At 55.2% G+C, this 15,848-nt stretch carries 13 protein-coding genes and 1 tRNA gene; all 14 read right to left on the minus strand.

Annotation, left to right across the window (positions count from 1 at the left end; genetic code table 11):
- A partial coding sequence (locus tag AC1DVF_RS26980; RefSeq protein WP_256594816.1) for a GTP-binding protein occupies nucleotides 1-253 on the minus strand: 253 nt, incomplete at its 3' end.
- A 31-nt stretch (nucleotides 254-284) separates the two neighbouring features.
- Entirely contained in the window at nucleotides 285-2,390 is a 2,106-nt protein-coding gene (gene fusA, locus AC1DVF_RS26985) for an elongation factor G (protein WP_016984188.1), read from the minus strand.
- Nucleotides 2,391-2,420: 30 nt separating this feature from the next.
- Nucleotides 2,421-2,894: a 30S ribosomal protein S7 gene (gene rpsG / locus AC1DVF_RS26990; protein ID WP_007916467.1), complete on the minus strand. Its 474-nt coding sequence runs from the start codon at nucleotides 2,892-2,894 to the stop codon at nucleotides 2,421-2,423.
- A gap of 107 nt (nucleotides 2,895-3,001) precedes the next feature.
- Nucleotides 3,002-3,373, minus strand: coding sequence for a 30S ribosomal protein S12 (gene rpsL, locus AC1DVF_RS26995; RefSeq protein ID WP_003186084.1), 372 nt, complete (start codon nucleotides 3,371-3,373; stop codon nucleotides 3,002-3,004).
- Nucleotides 3,374-3,589: 216 nt separating this feature from the next.
- Complete coding sequence (rpoC, locus tag AC1DVF_RS27000) at nucleotides 3,590-7,789, minus strand: DNA-directed RNA polymerase subunit beta' (protein WP_034156498.1); 4,200 nt, start codon at nucleotides 7,787-7,789, stop codon at nucleotides 3,590-3,592.
- A 64-nt stretch (nucleotides 7,790-7,853) separates the two neighbouring features.
- Nucleotides 7,854-11,927: a DNA-directed RNA polymerase subunit beta gene (gene rpoB / locus AC1DVF_RS27005; RefSeq protein WP_093442653.1), complete on the minus strand. Its 4,074-nt coding sequence runs from the start codon at nucleotides 11,925-11,927 to the stop codon at nucleotides 7,854-7,856.
- 221 nt (nucleotides 11,928-12,148) lie between these two features.
- The gene (gene rplL, locus AC1DVF_RS27010) at nucleotides 12,149-12,514 is read right to left on the minus strand and encodes a 50S ribosomal protein L7/L12 (protein ID WP_460089076.1); all 366 of its coding nucleotides are present in this window, start codon (nucleotides 12,512-12,514) and stop codon (nucleotides 12,149-12,151) included.
- Between the two features lie 75 nt (nucleotides 12,515-12,589).
- Nucleotides 12,590-13,090 carry a 50S ribosomal protein L10 gene (gene rplJ, locus AC1DVF_RS27015; RefSeq protein WP_008081912.1) on the minus strand — a complete coding sequence of 167 codons (501 nt, stop codon included), beginning with the start codon at nucleotides 13,088-13,090 and terminating at the stop codon, nucleotides 12,590-12,592.
- A gap of 198 nt (nucleotides 13,091-13,288) precedes the next feature.
- Nucleotides 13,289-13,984 (minus strand): 50S ribosomal protein L1, encoded by a 696-nt coding sequence (gene rplA, locus AC1DVF_RS27020; protein ID WP_007916481.1) that lies wholly within the window; start codon nucleotides 13,982-13,984, stop codon nucleotides 13,289-13,291.
- Nucleotides 13,984-14,415: a 50S ribosomal protein L11 gene (gene rplK, locus AC1DVF_RS27025; RefSeq protein WP_003228756.1), complete on the minus strand. Its 432-nt coding sequence runs from the start codon at nucleotides 14,413-14,415 to the stop codon at nucleotides 13,984-13,986. Before rplK ends, rplA begins: the two co-directional genes overlap by 1 nt.
- A 117-nt stretch (nucleotides 14,416-14,532) precedes the next feature.
- Nucleotides 14,533-15,066 carry a transcription termination/antitermination protein NusG gene (gene nusG / locus AC1DVF_RS27030; RefSeq protein WP_007957598.1) on the minus strand — a complete coding sequence of 178 codons (534 nt, stop codon included), beginning with the start codon at nucleotides 15,064-15,066 and terminating at the stop codon, nucleotides 14,533-14,535.
- Nucleotides 15,067-15,075: 9 nt separating this feature from the next.
- Nucleotides 15,076-15,444 (minus strand): preprotein translocase subunit SecE, encoded by a 369-nt coding sequence (gene secE, locus AC1DVF_RS27035; protein WP_009045851.1) that lies wholly within the window; start codon nucleotides 15,442-15,444, stop codon nucleotides 15,076-15,078.
- Between the two features lie 45 nt (nucleotides 15,445-15,489).
- Nucleotides 15,490-15,565: transfer RNA gene (locus AC1DVF_RS27040), tRNA-Trp, on the minus strand.
- A gap of 53 nt (nucleotides 15,566-15,618) precedes the next feature.
- Nucleotides 15,619-15,848: EF-Tu C-terminal domain-related protein (locus AC1DVF_RS27045; protein ID WP_477783437.1), on the minus strand; the 230-nt coding region annotated here is incomplete at its 5' end.

Below are 15,848 nucleotides of genomic sequence, written 5' to 3' on the forward strand. Positions count from 1 at the left end.
GACCTGGGCAGTCAACGTGAGCGTAGTGACGGATCTTCGAGTTGTACTCAACGTGTGCGGTGTTGATGGTGATACCGCGAGCTTTTTCTTCTGGTGCGCTGTCGATCTTGTCGAAGTCAACGATTGCGGAACCGAAAACTTCGGAGCAAACGCGAGTCAGAGCAGCAGTCAGAGTGGTTTTACCGTGGTCAACGTGACCGATGGTGCCAACGTTGACGTGCGGTAGGGAACGATCAAATTTTTCTTTAGCCACGACAATTAACTCCTAGCCTAAAGGGGCTGAATCAGCCTTGTTTTTTGGTTACGGATTCGACGATGTGCGACGGAGCCGTATCGTATTTTTTGAATTCCATAGAGTAGCTTGCGCGACCCTGGGACATGGAACGAACGTCGGTCGCATAACCGAACATCTCACCCAGTGGAACTTCGGCGCGGATAACCTTGCCGGACACTGTGTCTTCCATACCCTGGATCATGCCGCGACGACGGTTAAGGTCGCCCATTACATCACCCATATAGTCTTCAGGCGTAACAACCTCTACAGCCATGATCGGCTCAAGCAACTCACCACCGCCCTTCTGGGCCAGTTGCTTGGTCGCCATGGAGGCAGCCACTTTAAACGCCATCTCGTTGGAGTCGACGTCGTGGTAAGAACCATCGAACACGGTAGCCTTCAGGCCGATCAGCGGATAGCCGGCAACAACGCCGTTCTTCATCTGCTCTTCGATACCCTTCTGGATAGCCGGGATGTATTCCTTAGGAACCACACCACCTACAACTTCGTTCACGAATTGCAGACCTTCCTGACCTTCGTCAGCAGGAGCAAAACGGATCCAGCAGTGGCCGAACTGACCACGACCGCCGGACTGGCGAACGAACTTGCCTTCGATTTCACAGTTCTTCGTGATGCGCTCACGATACGAAACCTGAGGCTTGCCGATGTTGGCTTCGACGTTGAACTCACGGCGCATCCGGTCAACCAGGATGTCCAGGTGCAACTCGCCCATGCCGGAGATGATCGTTTGACCAGTCTCTTCATCAGTTTTAACGCGGAAAGACGGGTCTTCCTGAGCAAGCTTGCCCAGAGCGATGCCCATTTTTTCCTGGTCATCCTTGGTCTTAGGCTCTACGGCAACCGAAATAACCGGCTCCGGGAAGTCCATGCGAACCAGGATGATTGGCTTGTCAGCGTTGCAGAGGGTCTCACCAGTGGTGACGTCCTTCATGCCGATCAGGGCCGCGATGTCACCAGCGCGTACTTCCTTGATCTCCTCACGGGCGTTTGCGTGCATTTGCACCATACGACCCACGCGCTCTTTTTTACCTTTAACCGAGTTGATCACGCCGTCGCCGGAGTTCAACACGCCCGAGTAAACACGGACGAAGGTCAAGGTACCCACGAATGGGTCGGTAGCGATCTTGAACGCCAGAGCCGAGAACGGCTCCGCATCGTCTGCATGACGCTCCAGCTCGATTTCCTCGTTATCAGGGTCAGTACCCTTGATCGCAGGAATGTCGGTCGGTGCAGGCAGGAAGTCGATAACGGCGTCGAGAACCAGGGGAACACCCTTGTTCTTGAAGGAAGAACCGCAAACGGCCAAAACGATTTCGCCGGCGATAGTACGCTGACGCAAAGCAGCTTTGATCTCTTCGATCGACAGCTCTTCGCCTTCCAGGTACTTGTTCATCAGCTCTTCGTTGGCTTCAGCAGCAGCTTCAACCATGTTGTTGCGCCACTCTTCAGCCAGCTCTTGGAGCTCAGCAGGAATGTCCTTGCGAACAGGAACCATACCTTTGTCAGAGTCATTCCAGTAGACAGCTTGCATGTTGATCAGATCGATCTGACCCTGGAAGTTGTCTTCGGAACCGATGGCCAACTGGATCGGCACCGGAGTGTGACCCAGACGCTGCTTGATCTGACCGATCACGCGCAGGAAGTTGGCACCAGCACGGTCCATCTTGTTTACGTAAACAAGACGTGGAACGCCGTATTTGTTGGCTTGACGCCATACGGTTTCCGACTGAGGCTCAACACCCGAAGTACCGCAGAACACAACGACAGCACCGTCGAGTACGCGCAGGGAACGTTCAACTTCAATAGTGAAGTCAACGTGGCCCGGGGTATCGATCACGTTGAAGCGGTGCTCGTCCTTGTACTGCTTCTCGGAACCTTTCCAGAAAGCGGTGATGGCAGCAGAAGTAATGGTAATACCACGCTCCTGCTCCTGCACCATCCAGTCTGTGGTCGCGGCGCCATCATGCACCTCGCCCATTTTGTGACTTTTGCCGGTGTAAAAAAGGACGCGCTCGGTGGTGGTGGTTTTACCAGCATCCACGTGAGCGACGATACCGATGTTACGGTAGCGGCTAATCGGAGTAGTACGAGCCATAAAGCCCTCGCAAAATTAGTGAAGCTAAAATTAGAAGCGGTAGTGCGAGAAAGCTTTGTTGGCTTCAGCCATACGGTGCACGTCTTCACGCTTCTTAACAGCAGCACCTTTACCTTCAGCAGCATCCAGCAGTTCGCCAGCCAAACGCAGAGCCATAGACTTCTCGCCACGCTTACGGGCGAAGTCTACCAACCAGCGCATTGCCAGAGCGTTACGACGGGAAGGACGAACCTCGACCGGAACCTGGTAAGTAGCACCACCAACGCGGCGCGACTTCACTTCGACCAGCGGAGCGATGGCGTCGAGTGCTTTTTCGAAGAGTTCCAGGGGATCGGTGCCAGCCTTACGGGTCGCAACGGTTTCCAGGGCACCATAAACGATACGTTCGGCAACGGCTTTCTTGCCGCTTTCCATAACGTGGTTCATGAATTTGGCGAGGATCTGGCTTCCGTATTTCGGATCGTCCAGAATCTCACGCTTTGCTGCTACGCGACGTCTTGGCATGATAAGCCCTCAAGCGGTCTTCAGGTTAGCTCGGGACAGATCCAATGGATGCGTGCCCGACCTTACTCTTATCGACTCAATAAAATGAAAATCTGCAAAACGGCCGATTACTTCGGACGCTTGGTACCGTACTTCGAACGACCCTGGTTACGGCCTTTAACGCCGGAAGTATCCAAGGAGCCGCGAACGGTGTGGTAACGAACACCTGGCAAGTCTTTTACACGACCGCCGCGGATCAGTACCACGCTGTGCTCTTGCAGGTTGTGACCTTCACCACCGATGTACGAGGAAACCTCGAAACCGTTGGTCAGGCGCACACGGCATACTTTACGCAGTGCCGAGTTAGGTTTTTTCGGCGTAGTGGTGTACACACGGGTGCACACGCCACGACGTTGCGGGCAGTTCTGCAGCGCAGGTACGTCGGATTTCTCGACGATACGCTTACGCGGCTGACGTACCAGCTGGTTGATAGTTGCCATCTACTAGCTCCACTGTTGTCTTGCGACGCTATTGTCTTGCAAGAAAAGCAAAATGGCAGGAACGAATTCCCGCCAAATTTAGGGGATCAAGAGTCTAAAGAGGATCTTGCCCCCAGTCAAGGCAAGGCCCCGACCTCCCCGCCCTTCGAACCTCGACAAAATGTCTCGATTCGATGAACGGAGCGATCAGGGCCTTACGCTCATTTACCGCAGAACTCAGTTACCGCTCGAGTTCAGCGCTTCGGTCAGTGCAGCTTCCACTTCACTGGCGCTTACGCGCAACGGCTTGTCAGCATCACGGCGACGCTTGCGCTCGCTGTGATATGCCAGACCGGTACCGGCCGGGATCAGACGACCCACGACTACGTTTTCTTTCAGGCCGCGCAGGTAATCGCGCTTGCCGGTGACTGCCGCTTCGGTCAGTACACGGGTAGTTTCCTGGAAGGAAGCTGCCGAGATGAACGATTCGGTGGACAACGACGCCTTGGTGATACCCAACAGAACGCGAGTGTACTTGGAGACGAACTTGTCTTCGCCGCCCAAACGCTCGTTTTCTACCAGTACGTGAGTCAGTTCCATCTGGTCGCCCTTGATGAAACTCGAATCGCCGGATTCAGCGATTTCAACTTTACGCAGCATCTGACGCAGGATGGTCTCGATGTGCTTATCGTTGATCTTCACGCCTTGCAGACGGTAAACGTCCTGGATCTCGTTAACGATGTACTTGGCCAGCGCGCTCACACCCAGCAGACGCAGGATGTCGTGCGGATCGCTTGGGCCGTCGGAGATAACTTCGCCGCGGTTTACCTGTTCGCCTTCGAACACGTTCAGGTGACGCCACTTCGGAATCAGCTCCTCGTACGGATCGCTGCCGTCGTTCGGGGTAATAACCAGACGGCGCTTGCCTTTGGTCTCTTTACCGAACGCGATGGTGCCGCTGACCTCAGCCAGAATCGACGCTTCTTTCGGACGACGAGCTTCGAACAAGTCGGCAACACGCGGCAGACCACCGGTGATGTCACGGGTCTTCGAAGTTTCTTGCGGGATACGAGCGATAACATCACCGATCGCAATCTTCGCACCGTCAGCCACACCGACCAGGGCGTTGGCTGGCAGGAAGTACTGAGCGATAACGTCAGTGCCTGGCAGCAACAGATCCTTGCCGTTGTCGTCGACCATCTTCACTGCTGGACGGATTTCTTTGCCCGCAGCTGGACGATCTTTCGCGTCGAGTACTTCAATGTTGGTCATACCGGTCAATTCGTCAGTTTGACGCTTGATCGTGATGCCTTCTTCCATGCCCACGTAGGTCACGGTACCTTTCATTTCGGTAACGATCGGGTGAGTGTGCGGATCCCACTTGGCCACGATTGCGCCAGCGTCGACCTTGTCACCTTCTTTAACCGAAATCACAGCACCGTACGGCAGCTTGTAACGCTCACGCTCACGACCGAAGTCATCAGCGATCGCCAGCTCACCGGAACGGGACACAGCAACCAGGTGACCATCCACTCGCTCAACATGCTTCAGGTTGTGCAGACGGACGGTACCGCCATTCTTCACCTGAACGCTGTCAGCTGCGGAAGTACGGCTAGCCGCACCACCGATGTGGAACGTACGCATCGTCAGCTGGGTACCCGGCTCACCGATGGACTGGGCAGCGATAACGCCGACCGCTTCACCGATGTTCACCTGGTGACCACGAGCCAGATCACGGCCGTAGCACTTGGCGCAAATGCCATAGCGGGTTTCGCAGCTGATCGGCGAACGCACGATCACTTCGTCGATGCTGTTCAGCTCGATGAACTCAACCCACTTCTCGTCTACCAGAGTGCCGGCAGGAACGATAACGTCCTCGGTACCTGGCTTGAATACGTCACGGGCAATAACACGACCCAATACGCGCTCACCCAACGGCTCTACAACGTCACCGCCTTCAATGTGCGGAGTCATCAGCAGACCGTGCTCGGTGCCGCAATCGATCTCGGTTACAACCAGATCCTGCGCCACGTCTACCAGACGACGAGTCAGGTAACCGGAGTTCGCAGTTTTCAACGCGGTATCCGCCAGACCTTTACGAGCACCGTGAGTGGAGATGAAGTACTGAAGTACGCTCAAACCTTCACGGAAGTTCGCAGTAATCGGCGTTTCGATGATGGAACCGTCCGGCTTGGCCATCAGACCACGCATACCGGCCAGCTGACGAATCTGTGCTGCGGAACCCCGCGCACCCGAGTCGGCCATCATGTACATCGAGTTGAAAGACTCTTGATCGACTTCAACGCCGTGACGGTCGATAACCTTCTCTTTCGAGAGGTTGGCCATCATTGCCTTGGAAACTTCGTCGTTCGCCTTCGACCAAAGGTCGATCACTTTGTTGTACTTCTCGCCCTGGGTTACCAGGCCGGAGGCGTACTGGCTCTCGATCTCTTTCACTTCGTCGGTGGCAGCACCGATGATGCGGGCTTTCTCGTCAGGGATAACGAAGTCGTTAACACCGATGGAAACGCCGGAGATGGTCGAGTAAGCGAAACCGGTGTACATCAACTGGTCAGCGAAGATCACGGTCTCTTTCAGACCAACCACGCGGTAGCACTGGTTGATCAGCTTGGAGATCGCCTTTTTCTTCATCGGCAGGTTGACGACGTCGTACGACAGACCTTTTGGCACAACCTGGAACAGCAGCGCACGGCCGACAGTAGTGTCGACGATACGGGTGCCGCTTACGCTGTTGCCGTCACGGTCGTTGACGGTTTCGTTGATACGAACCTTAACCTTGGCGTGCAGTGCGGCTTCACCGGCACGGAACACACGGTCAACTTCCTGCAGATCCGCAAATACACGACCTTCGCCTTTGGCGTTGATCGCTTCACGAGTCATGTAGTACAGACCCAATACAACGTCCTGCGACGGAACGATGATTGGCTCACCGTTGGCTGGCGACAGAATGTTGTTGGTCGACATCATCAACGCACGCGCTTCGAGCTGGGCTTCCAGCGTCAGCGGTACGTGCACGGCCATTTGGTCGCCGTCGAAGTCGGCGTTGTACGCGGCGCAGACCAGCGGGTGCAGCTGGATAGCCTTACCTTCGATCAGTACCGGTTCAAACGCCTGGATACCCAGACGGTGAAGGGTCGGTGCACGGTTGAGAAGAACCGGGTGTTCACGAATCACTTCAGCGAGAACGTCCCAAACCTCTGGCAGCTCGCGCTCGACCATTTTCTTGGCTGCTTTGATGGTGGTCGCGAGACCACGCATTTCCAGCTTGCCGAAAATGAACGGTTTGAACAGCTCGAGAGCCATCTTCTTCGGCAGACCGCACTGGTGCAGACGCAGGGTCGGGCCTACGGTAATTACCGAACGACCGGAGTAGTCAACACGCTTACCGAGCAAGTTCTGACGGAAACGACCTTGCTTACCCTTGATCATGTCAGCCAGGGATTTCAGAGGACGCTTGTTCGAACCGGTGATAGCGCGGCCACGACGACCGTTGTCGAGCAGAGCATCGACAGCTTCCTGCAACATACGCTTTTCGTTGCGCACGATGATGTCCGGAGCGGACAGATCCAGCAGGCGCTTCAAACGGTTGTTACGGTTGATCACTCGACGATACAGATCGTTGAGGTCGGAAGTCGCGAAGCGACCGCCATCCAGCGGGACCAGTGGACGCAGATCTGGCGGCAGAACCGGCAGAACGGTCAGCACCATCCACTCTGGCAGGTTGCCGGAACCCTGGAAGGCTTCCATCAACTTCAGACGCTTGGACAGCTTCTTGATCTTGGTTTCGGAGTTGGTTTGCGGAATTTCTTCACGCAGACGGCCAATCTCGTGTTCCAGGTCGATAGCGTGCAACAGTTCACGGACAGCTTCAGCACCCATGCGGGCGTCGAAGTCATCGCCGAACTCTTCCAGCGCTTCGAAGTACTGCTCGTCGTTCAGCAGCTGACCTTTTTCAAGAGTGGTCATGCCTGGATCGATAACGACATAGCTCTCGAAGTAGAGAACGCGTTCGATATCACGCAGGGTCATGTCCATCAGCAAGCCGATACGGGACGGCAGCGATTTCAGGAACCAGATGTGGGCAACCGGCGAAGCCAGTTCGATGTGCGCCATGCGCTCACGACGAACCTTGGCCAGTGCAACTTCAACGCCGCACTTCTCGCAGATCACACCACGGTGCTTCAAGCGCTTGTACTTACCGCACAGGCACTCGTAATCCTTTACCGGGCCAAAGATCTTGGCGCAGAACAGGCCGTCACGCTCAGGTTTGAACGTACGGTAGTTGATGGTTTCCGGCTTTTTAACTTCACCGAACGACCATGAGCGGATCATCTCAGGCGAGGCCAATCCGATACGGATGGCGTCGAACTCTTCGACTTGACCCTGGTTTTTCAGCAAATTCAGTAGGTCTTTCAAGGCCTTTCCTCCTGGCGGAGCAGAGAGCGGGCAATCCTGCCCCGCTCTCGATTCGCGTCACGTGTTATTCGGTTTCCAGATCGATATCGATGCCGAGGGAACGAATTTCCTTGATCAACACGTTGAAGGACTCGGGCATGCCCGGCTCCATACGGTGATCGCCATCCACGATGTTTTTGTACATCTTGGTACGGCCGTTCACATCGTCCGACTTCACTGTGAGCATTTCTTGCAGAGTGTAAGCAGCACCGTATGCTTCCAGTGCCCAGACCTCCATCTCCCCGAAACGCTGACCACCGAACTGCGCCTTACCACCCAGCGGCTGCTGAGTAACCAGGCTGTACGAACCGGTAGAACGCGCGTGCATCTTGTCGTCTACCAAGTGGTTCAGCTTCAGCATGTACATGTAGCCAACGGTAACTGGACGCTCGAACTTGTTGCCGGTACGGCCATCAGTCAGCTGCATCTGGCCGCTTTCCGGCAGGTCTGCCAGTTTCAGCATGGCCTTGATTTCGCTTTCCTTGGCGCCGTCGAACACTGGAGTGGCCATTGGAACACCGCCACGCAGGTTCTTCGCCAGATCCAGGATTTCCTGATCAGAGAAGCTGTCCAGATCTTCGTTACGACCGCCGATCTGGTTGTAGATCTCGTCCAGGAAGGTGCGCAGTTCAGCGACTTTACGCTGCTCTTCGACCATCCGGTTGATCTTCTCGCCCAGACCTTTGGCCGCGAGGCCCAGGTGGGTTTCAAGGATCTGACCAACGTTCATACGCGAAGGTACGCCCAGCGGGTTGAGGACGACGTCGACCGGGGTGCCATTGGCATCGTGCGGCATATCTTCAACCGGCATGATCACGGAGACCACACCTTTGTTACCGTGACGACCGGCCATCTTGTCGCCCGGCTGGATGCGACGACGGATTGCCAGGTAAACCTTGACGATTTTCAGCACGCCTGGAGCCAGGTCATCGCCCTGCTGCAGTTTGCGCTTCTTGTCTTCGAACTTGTCGTCGAGCAGACGGCGGCGATCAACGATGTAGGCCTGAGCCTTCTCGAGCTGCTCGTTCAGAGCATCTTCAGCCATGCGCAGTTTGAACCACTGACCATGCTCAAGACCGTCGAGTACTTCGTCGGTGATGTCCTGACCCTTCTTCAGACCGGCGCCGCCTTCAGCCTTGTGGCCCACCAGAGCGGAGCGCAGACGTTCGAAGGTCGCGCCTTCAACGATACGGAACTCTTCGTTCAGATCCTTGCGGATCTCGTCCAGCTGGGACTTCTCGATCGACAGTGCACGAGCATCACGCTCAACGCCGTCACGGGTGAAGACCTGTACGTCGATGACAGTACCTTTGGTACCGGTTGGCACGCGCAGGGAGGTGTCTTTAACGTCGCTGGCTTTTTCACCGAAGATCGCACGCAGCAGTTTTTCTTCCGGAGTCAGCTGGGTCTCGCCTTTCGGAGTGACCTTGCCCACCAGGATGTCGCCTGCGCCTACTTCAGCACCTACGTAAACGATACCGGCTTCGTCCAGCTTGTTCAGTGCAGCTTCACCCACGTTCGGGATGTCCGCAGTGATTTCCTCTGGGCCAAGCTTGGTGTCACGGGCCACACAGGTCAGTTCCTGAATGTGGATCGTGGTGAAACGGTCTTCCTGAACAACACGCTCGGACAGGCAGATGGAGTCTTCGAAGTTGAAGCCGTTCCATGCCATGAACGCGATGCGCATGTTCTGACCCAGTGCCAGTTCACCCATGTCGGTGGACGGGCCGTCGGCCATGATGTCGCTACGCTGAACGCGATCACCCTTGCTCACCAGCGGACGCTGGTTGATGCAGGTGTTCTGGTTCGAGCGGGTGTATTTGGTCAGGTTGTAGATGTCGACACCAGCTTCGCCGGTTTCAACTTCATCATCAGCAACACGAACCACGATACGGCTGGCATCGACGGAATCGATTACGCCGCCACGACGAGCCACGACGCAAACGCCGGAGTCACGGGCTACGTTACGCTCCATGCCGGTACCTACCAGCGGCTTGTCAGCGCGCAGGGTTGGTACAGCTTGACGCTGCATGTTCGAACCCATCAACGCACGGTTGGCGTCGTCGTGCTCGAGGAACGGGATCAGCGACGCTGCAACCGAAACTACTTGCTTCGGCGAAACGTCCATCAAGGTGACTTCTTCAGGCGCCTTAACGGTGAATTCGTTCAGGTGACGTACGGCTACCAGTTCGTCGATCAGGACTTTCTGGTCATTCATGGTCGCCGAAGCCTGCGCGATCACGTGATCGGCTTCTTCAATAGCGGACAGGAACACGATCTCGTCGGTGACCACACCCTCTTTCACCACGCGGTACGGGCTTTCCAGGAAGCCGTACTGGTTGGTGCGAGCGTAAGCAGCCAAGGAGTTGATCAGACCGATGTTCGGACCTTCCGGCGTTTCAATCGGGCATACACGACCGTAGTGAGTCGGGTGTACGTCACGGACTTCAAAGCCTGCGCGCTCACGAGTCAGACCGCCAGGGCCGAGTGCAGAGACACGACGCTTGTGGGTGATCTCGGACAGCGGGTTGTTCTGGTCCATGAACTGCGAGAGCTGGCTGGAGCCGAAGAACTCTTTCACCGCTGCAGCCACTGGCTTGGCGTTGATCAGGTCCTGCGGCATCAGGCCTTCGCTTTCAGCCATCGACAGACGCTCTTTGACCGCACGCTCAACACGTACCAGGCCAACGCGGAACTGGTTCTCGGCCATTTCGCCTACGCAGCGAACACGACGGTTACCCAGGTGGTCGATGTCATCGACGATGCCTTTACCGTTACGGATGTCGACCAGAGTCTTCAATACCGCGACGATGTCTTCCTTGCACAGCACGCCCGAACCTTCGATCTCGGTACGACCGATACGACGGTTGAACTTCATCCGGCCGACCGCAGACAGGTCATAACGCTCAGGGCTGAAGAACAGGTTGTTGAACAGGGTTTCGGCAGCGTCTTTGGTTGGCGGCTCGCCTGGACGCATCATGCGATAGATCTCGACCAGCGCTTCCAATTGGTTGCTGGTGGAGTCGATCTTCAGCGTGTCGGAGACGAACGGACCGCAGTCGATATCGTTGGTGTACAGCGTTTCGATGCGAACAACACCAGCCTTGGCAATTTTTGCCAGGACTTCAGTGTTCAGCTCGGTGTTGCACTCTGCCAGGATTTCGCCGGTAGCCGGGTGCACGATGACCTTGGCGGTAGTACGGCCCAGGACGTAGTCCAGAGGTACTTCCAGAGTCTTGATGCCGGCTTTTTCGATCTGGTTGATGTGGCGCGCGGTAATACGGCGGCCCGCTTCAACAATGACCTTGCCCTTCTCGTCCTGAATGTCCAGAACCGCAATTTCACCACGCAGACGCGAAGCAATCAGCTCCAGGCTGAGGGTTTCGCCGCTCAGGTGGAAAACGTTGGTGGTGTAGAAAGCATCCAGCACTTCTTCAGTGGTATAGCCGAGCGCACGCAGCAGTACCGATGCAGGCAGCTTGCGACGACGGTCGATACGCACGAATACGCAGTCTTTCGGGTCGAACTCGAAGTCCAGCCACGAACCGCGGTAAGGAATGATGCGCGCGGAGTACAGCAGTTTGCCGGAGCTATGCGTCTTGCCGCGGTCGTGGTCAAAGAACACGCCCGGGGAACGGTGCAGCTGGGAAACGATTACACGCTCGGTACCATTGATTACGAAGGTACCGTTCTCAGTCATCAGGGGGATTTCACCCATGTAGACTTCTTGCTCTTTGATGTCCTTGATCGCTTTGTTCGACGATTCTTTGTCGAAAATGATCAGGCGCACTTTTACCCGCAAAGGTACGGCGAAAGTTACACCGCGCAATACGCATTCTTTGACATCAAATGCCGGTTCGCCCAGGCGATAACCGACGTACTCCAGCGCAGCATTGCCGGAGTAGCTGATGATCGGGAAAACGGATTTGAAGGCCGCATGCAGGCCCACGTCGCGGAACTGATCTTTAGTCGCTCCCGCTTGCAAGAATTCACGATACGAATCCAGCTGGATGGCCAGGAGGTAAGGCACATCCATGACGTCCGGCAACTTGCTAAAGTCCTTGCGGATACGTTTTTTCTCAGTATATGAGTAAGCCATCAGCGTTCCCCAGCTTGGTCACCTGCTTGTTTGGCCCCTCCCGACGGGAGCAGCCAGAAAATCGTGCAAACCCCATGGTTTGCGCCACCGCATCGGGTGGTTACAGCGCCTTTATCAGCACCGACCCAGTCGGCTGCCAATAACGGAAAAAGGCCGGTGGCAAGAGCCACCAGCCATCAGCCTGTCGCTTGACGCTCGGGCTGGAGGAGCAAAGTCGATACTTATTTCAGCTCGACTTTAGCGCCTGCTTCTTCCAGCTTCTTCTTGGCGTCTTCAGCAGCTTCTTTCGAAACGCCTTCAGCTACAACCTGAGGAGCGCCGTCTACTTTCTCTTTGGCTTCTTTCAGGCCCAGACCAGTCAGTTCACGAACTGCCTTGATCACGTTAACCTTCTTCTCGCCAGCTTCCAGCAGAACAACGTTGAACTCGGTTTGCTCTTCAACAACAGCGGCAGCAGCAGCTGGACCAGCCGAAGCAGCAGCAGCGGTAACGCCGAATTTTTCTTCGAAAGCTTTGATCAGTTCAACAACTTCCATTACGGACATGTTGCCAACGGCTTCAAGGATATCGTTTTGAGAGATAGACATGAATCTAATTCCTGAATTGGGGGACGGCCTACGCGACCATCGAAAAAAACAAAAAACGCGAGAAGTTGACGAGCCTTAGGCTGCAGCAGCTTCTTTCTGGTCGCGAATTGCCGCCAGAGTACGAGCCAATTTGCTGGTAGCGCCTTGAATCACGCTCATCAGCTGAGAAATTGCTTCGTCACGGGTCGGCAGAGTTGCCAGTACGTCGATTTGGTTAGCTGCGAGGAACTTGCCCTCGAACGCAGCTGCCTTGATCTCGAACTTGTCCTGACCCTTGGCAAACTCTTTGAAGATACGGGCAGCAGCGCCCGGATGTTCGTTCGAGAATGCAATCAGGGTCGGGCCGGTGAACACGTCGTTGAGGACACTGTATTGAGTGTCAGCAACAGCGCGCTTGAGCAGGGTGTTACGTACAACACGTACGTAAACGCCAGCTTCACGAGCCTCTTTACGGAGTCCGGTCATTGCGCCTACTGTTACGCCACGTGCATCAACCACGACAGCGGACAGAGCGACTTTGGCAGCCTCGTTGACTTCAGCGACGATGGCCTTCTTGTCTTCGAGATTAATTGCCACGGGTTTAACTCCTGCTTGTTACCGTTTCATTCGATCGAAACCGAATGTCGTTTTGGTGTCTGATTCGGTAAGGAACCGGGAGCACCATCTGCGTAGGCTTATGGTTTAAGACTTGCGTCGCCTACGGTCTTGGATAGCCCCCGCCAGGCAGGGACCCCAATCTTTCGATTGGCGCGAACAATCGCGCCAACCTTTGTCTTACGCGTCCAGCGAGCTCTGATCGATAACCAGACCTGGGCCCATAGTGGTGCTCAGGGTAACGCGCTTGACATAGATACCTTTCGAAGAAGCTGGCTTGATACGCTTCAGATCAGCGATCAGGGCTTCAACGTTTTCCTTCAGCTTGACGGCGTCGAAGCCCATCTTGCCAACGGAGGTGTGAATGATGCCGTTTTTGTCGGTGCGATAACGAACCTGACCAGCTTTAGCGTTTTTAACCGCGGTAGCTACGTCTGGAGTTACGGTACCAACCTTAGGGTTAGGCATCAGACCACGTGGACCGAGGATCTGACCCAGTTGACCTACAACGCGCATTGCATCCGGGGATGCGATCACTACGTCATAGTTCAGGTCGCCGCCTTTCATTTCGGCAGCCAGGTCGTCCATACCTACACGGTCAGCGCCGGCAGCCAGAGCGGCCTCAGCAGCTGGACCCTGGGTGAACACAGCAACGCGAACGGTCTTGCCAGTGCCGTGTGGCAGCACAGTAGCGCTACGAACAACCTGGTCGGATTTACGCGGGTCTACACCCAGGTTTACAGCAACGTCGAACGACTCGCTGAACTTGACAGTCGACAGCTCAGCCAGCAGAGCAGCGGCGTCTACAATGTTGTAGGCCTTGCCTGCTTCGATTTTGCCGGCGATAGCCTTTTGACGCTTGGTCAGCTTAGCCATTACACACCCTCCACGTTAAGGCCCATGCTACGAGCAGAACCGGCGATAGTACGCACGGCTGCATCCATATCAGCTGCAGTCAGATCCGCGTTTTTGGTTTTCGCGATTTCTTCCAGCTGAGCACGGGTAACAGTGCCAACCTTAACGGTGTTCGGACGAGCGGAACCGCTGGTCAGACCGGCCGCCTTCTTCAGCAGAACCGAAGCAGGGGTGGATTTGGTTTCGAAAGTGAAACTACGGTCGCTGTAGACAGTGATGATCACTGGAGTCGGCAGACCTGCTTCAAGACCCTGAGTACGGGCGTTGAAAGCCTTGCAGAATTCCATGATGTTCACGCCGTGCTGACCCAGAGCAGGACCAACAGGTGGGCTTGGGTTAGCCTGAGCGGCCTTCACTTGCAGCTTGATGTAAGCGGTAATTTTCTTGGCCATGAGGCACTCCAATTACGGGTTCGAACGCCTCGGAAGGCTCCCCGGTTACTTGCGCGTTTATCCCAGTGACGACAAAACCCCACAGCCTAGGGCTGCGGGGTTGGGATGCTTGTCCAGTTAGACCTTTTCGACCTGACTGAACTCCAACTCTACCGGGGTAGAGCGACCGAAAATGAGCACTGCCACTTGGATCCGGCTCTTTTCGTAGTTAACTTCTTCAACAACGCCATTGAAATCAGCAAATGGACCGTCATTGACTCGCACCGTTTCACCTGGCTCGAAGAGAGTCTTCGGCTTAGGCTTGTCGCTACCATCAGCGACGCGACGCAGAATTGCTTCCGCCTCTTTATCGGTGATCGGCGCAGGCTTATCAGCGGTACCGCCGATGAAACCCATCACCCGAGGAGTATCCTTGACCAAGTGCCAAGTACCCTCGTTCATATCCATCTGAACCAGCACATAGCCTGGAAAGAACTTACGTTCGCTTTTGCGCTTCTGGCCATTGCGCATTTCAACCACTTCTTCAGTGGGAACCAGAATCTCGCCGAAGCCATCTTCCATGCCAGCCAGCTTTACGCGCTCGATCAGCGAGCGCATCACATGCTTCTCGTAACCCGAGTAAGCATGCACAACATACCAACGCTTAGCCACGGGACACCCTTAGCCGACAATCAAGGAAACAAGCCAGCCGAGCAGGGAATCAAGCCCCCACAACAGCAACGCCATAACCAGAACAACAGCCACCACAATCAGGGTGGTCTGCGTGGTTTCTTGGCGAGTTGGCCACACGACTTTACGAATCTCGGTGCGAGCTTCCTTAACGAGTACAAAGAAAGACTTGCCCTTAGCAGTCTGCAGACCTACAAAGGCAGCTACAGCAGCAATGGCAAGCAAAGCGAGTACACGGTACAGGATCGGCGAAGCAGAGTAATACTGATTGCCAACAACGCCAACAACCACCAAAGCGACAACTACAAGCCACTTGAGCAGATCGAAGCGAGAGCCTTGAGCTTCAGCTTTAGGAGTCATCTATGAAGATCCTGTGAAAAGAAAGCCAGACACACCAAGTGAATCTGGCAGGTCAGGAGGGAATCGAACCCCCAACCTACGGTTTTGGAGACCGTCGCTCTGCCAATTGAGCTACTGACCTAAAACAAAATCAGGCCGACCATTATGCCGGCCCGAAAAATACATTACAACTACTTACTCGATGATTTTAGCTACGACGCCAGCGCCGACGGTACGACCGCCTTCACGGATAGCGAAACGCAGACCGTCTTCCATCGCGATGGTTTTGATCAGGGTAACAGTCATCTGAATGTTGTCACCTGGCATTACCATTTCAACGCCTTCTGGCAGCTCGCAGTTACCAGTCACGTCAGTAGTACGGAAGTAGAACTGTGGACGGTAGCCTTTGAAGAACGGAGTGTGAC

Source organism: Pseudomonas sp. P4_D7 (genome assembly GCF_056401755.1).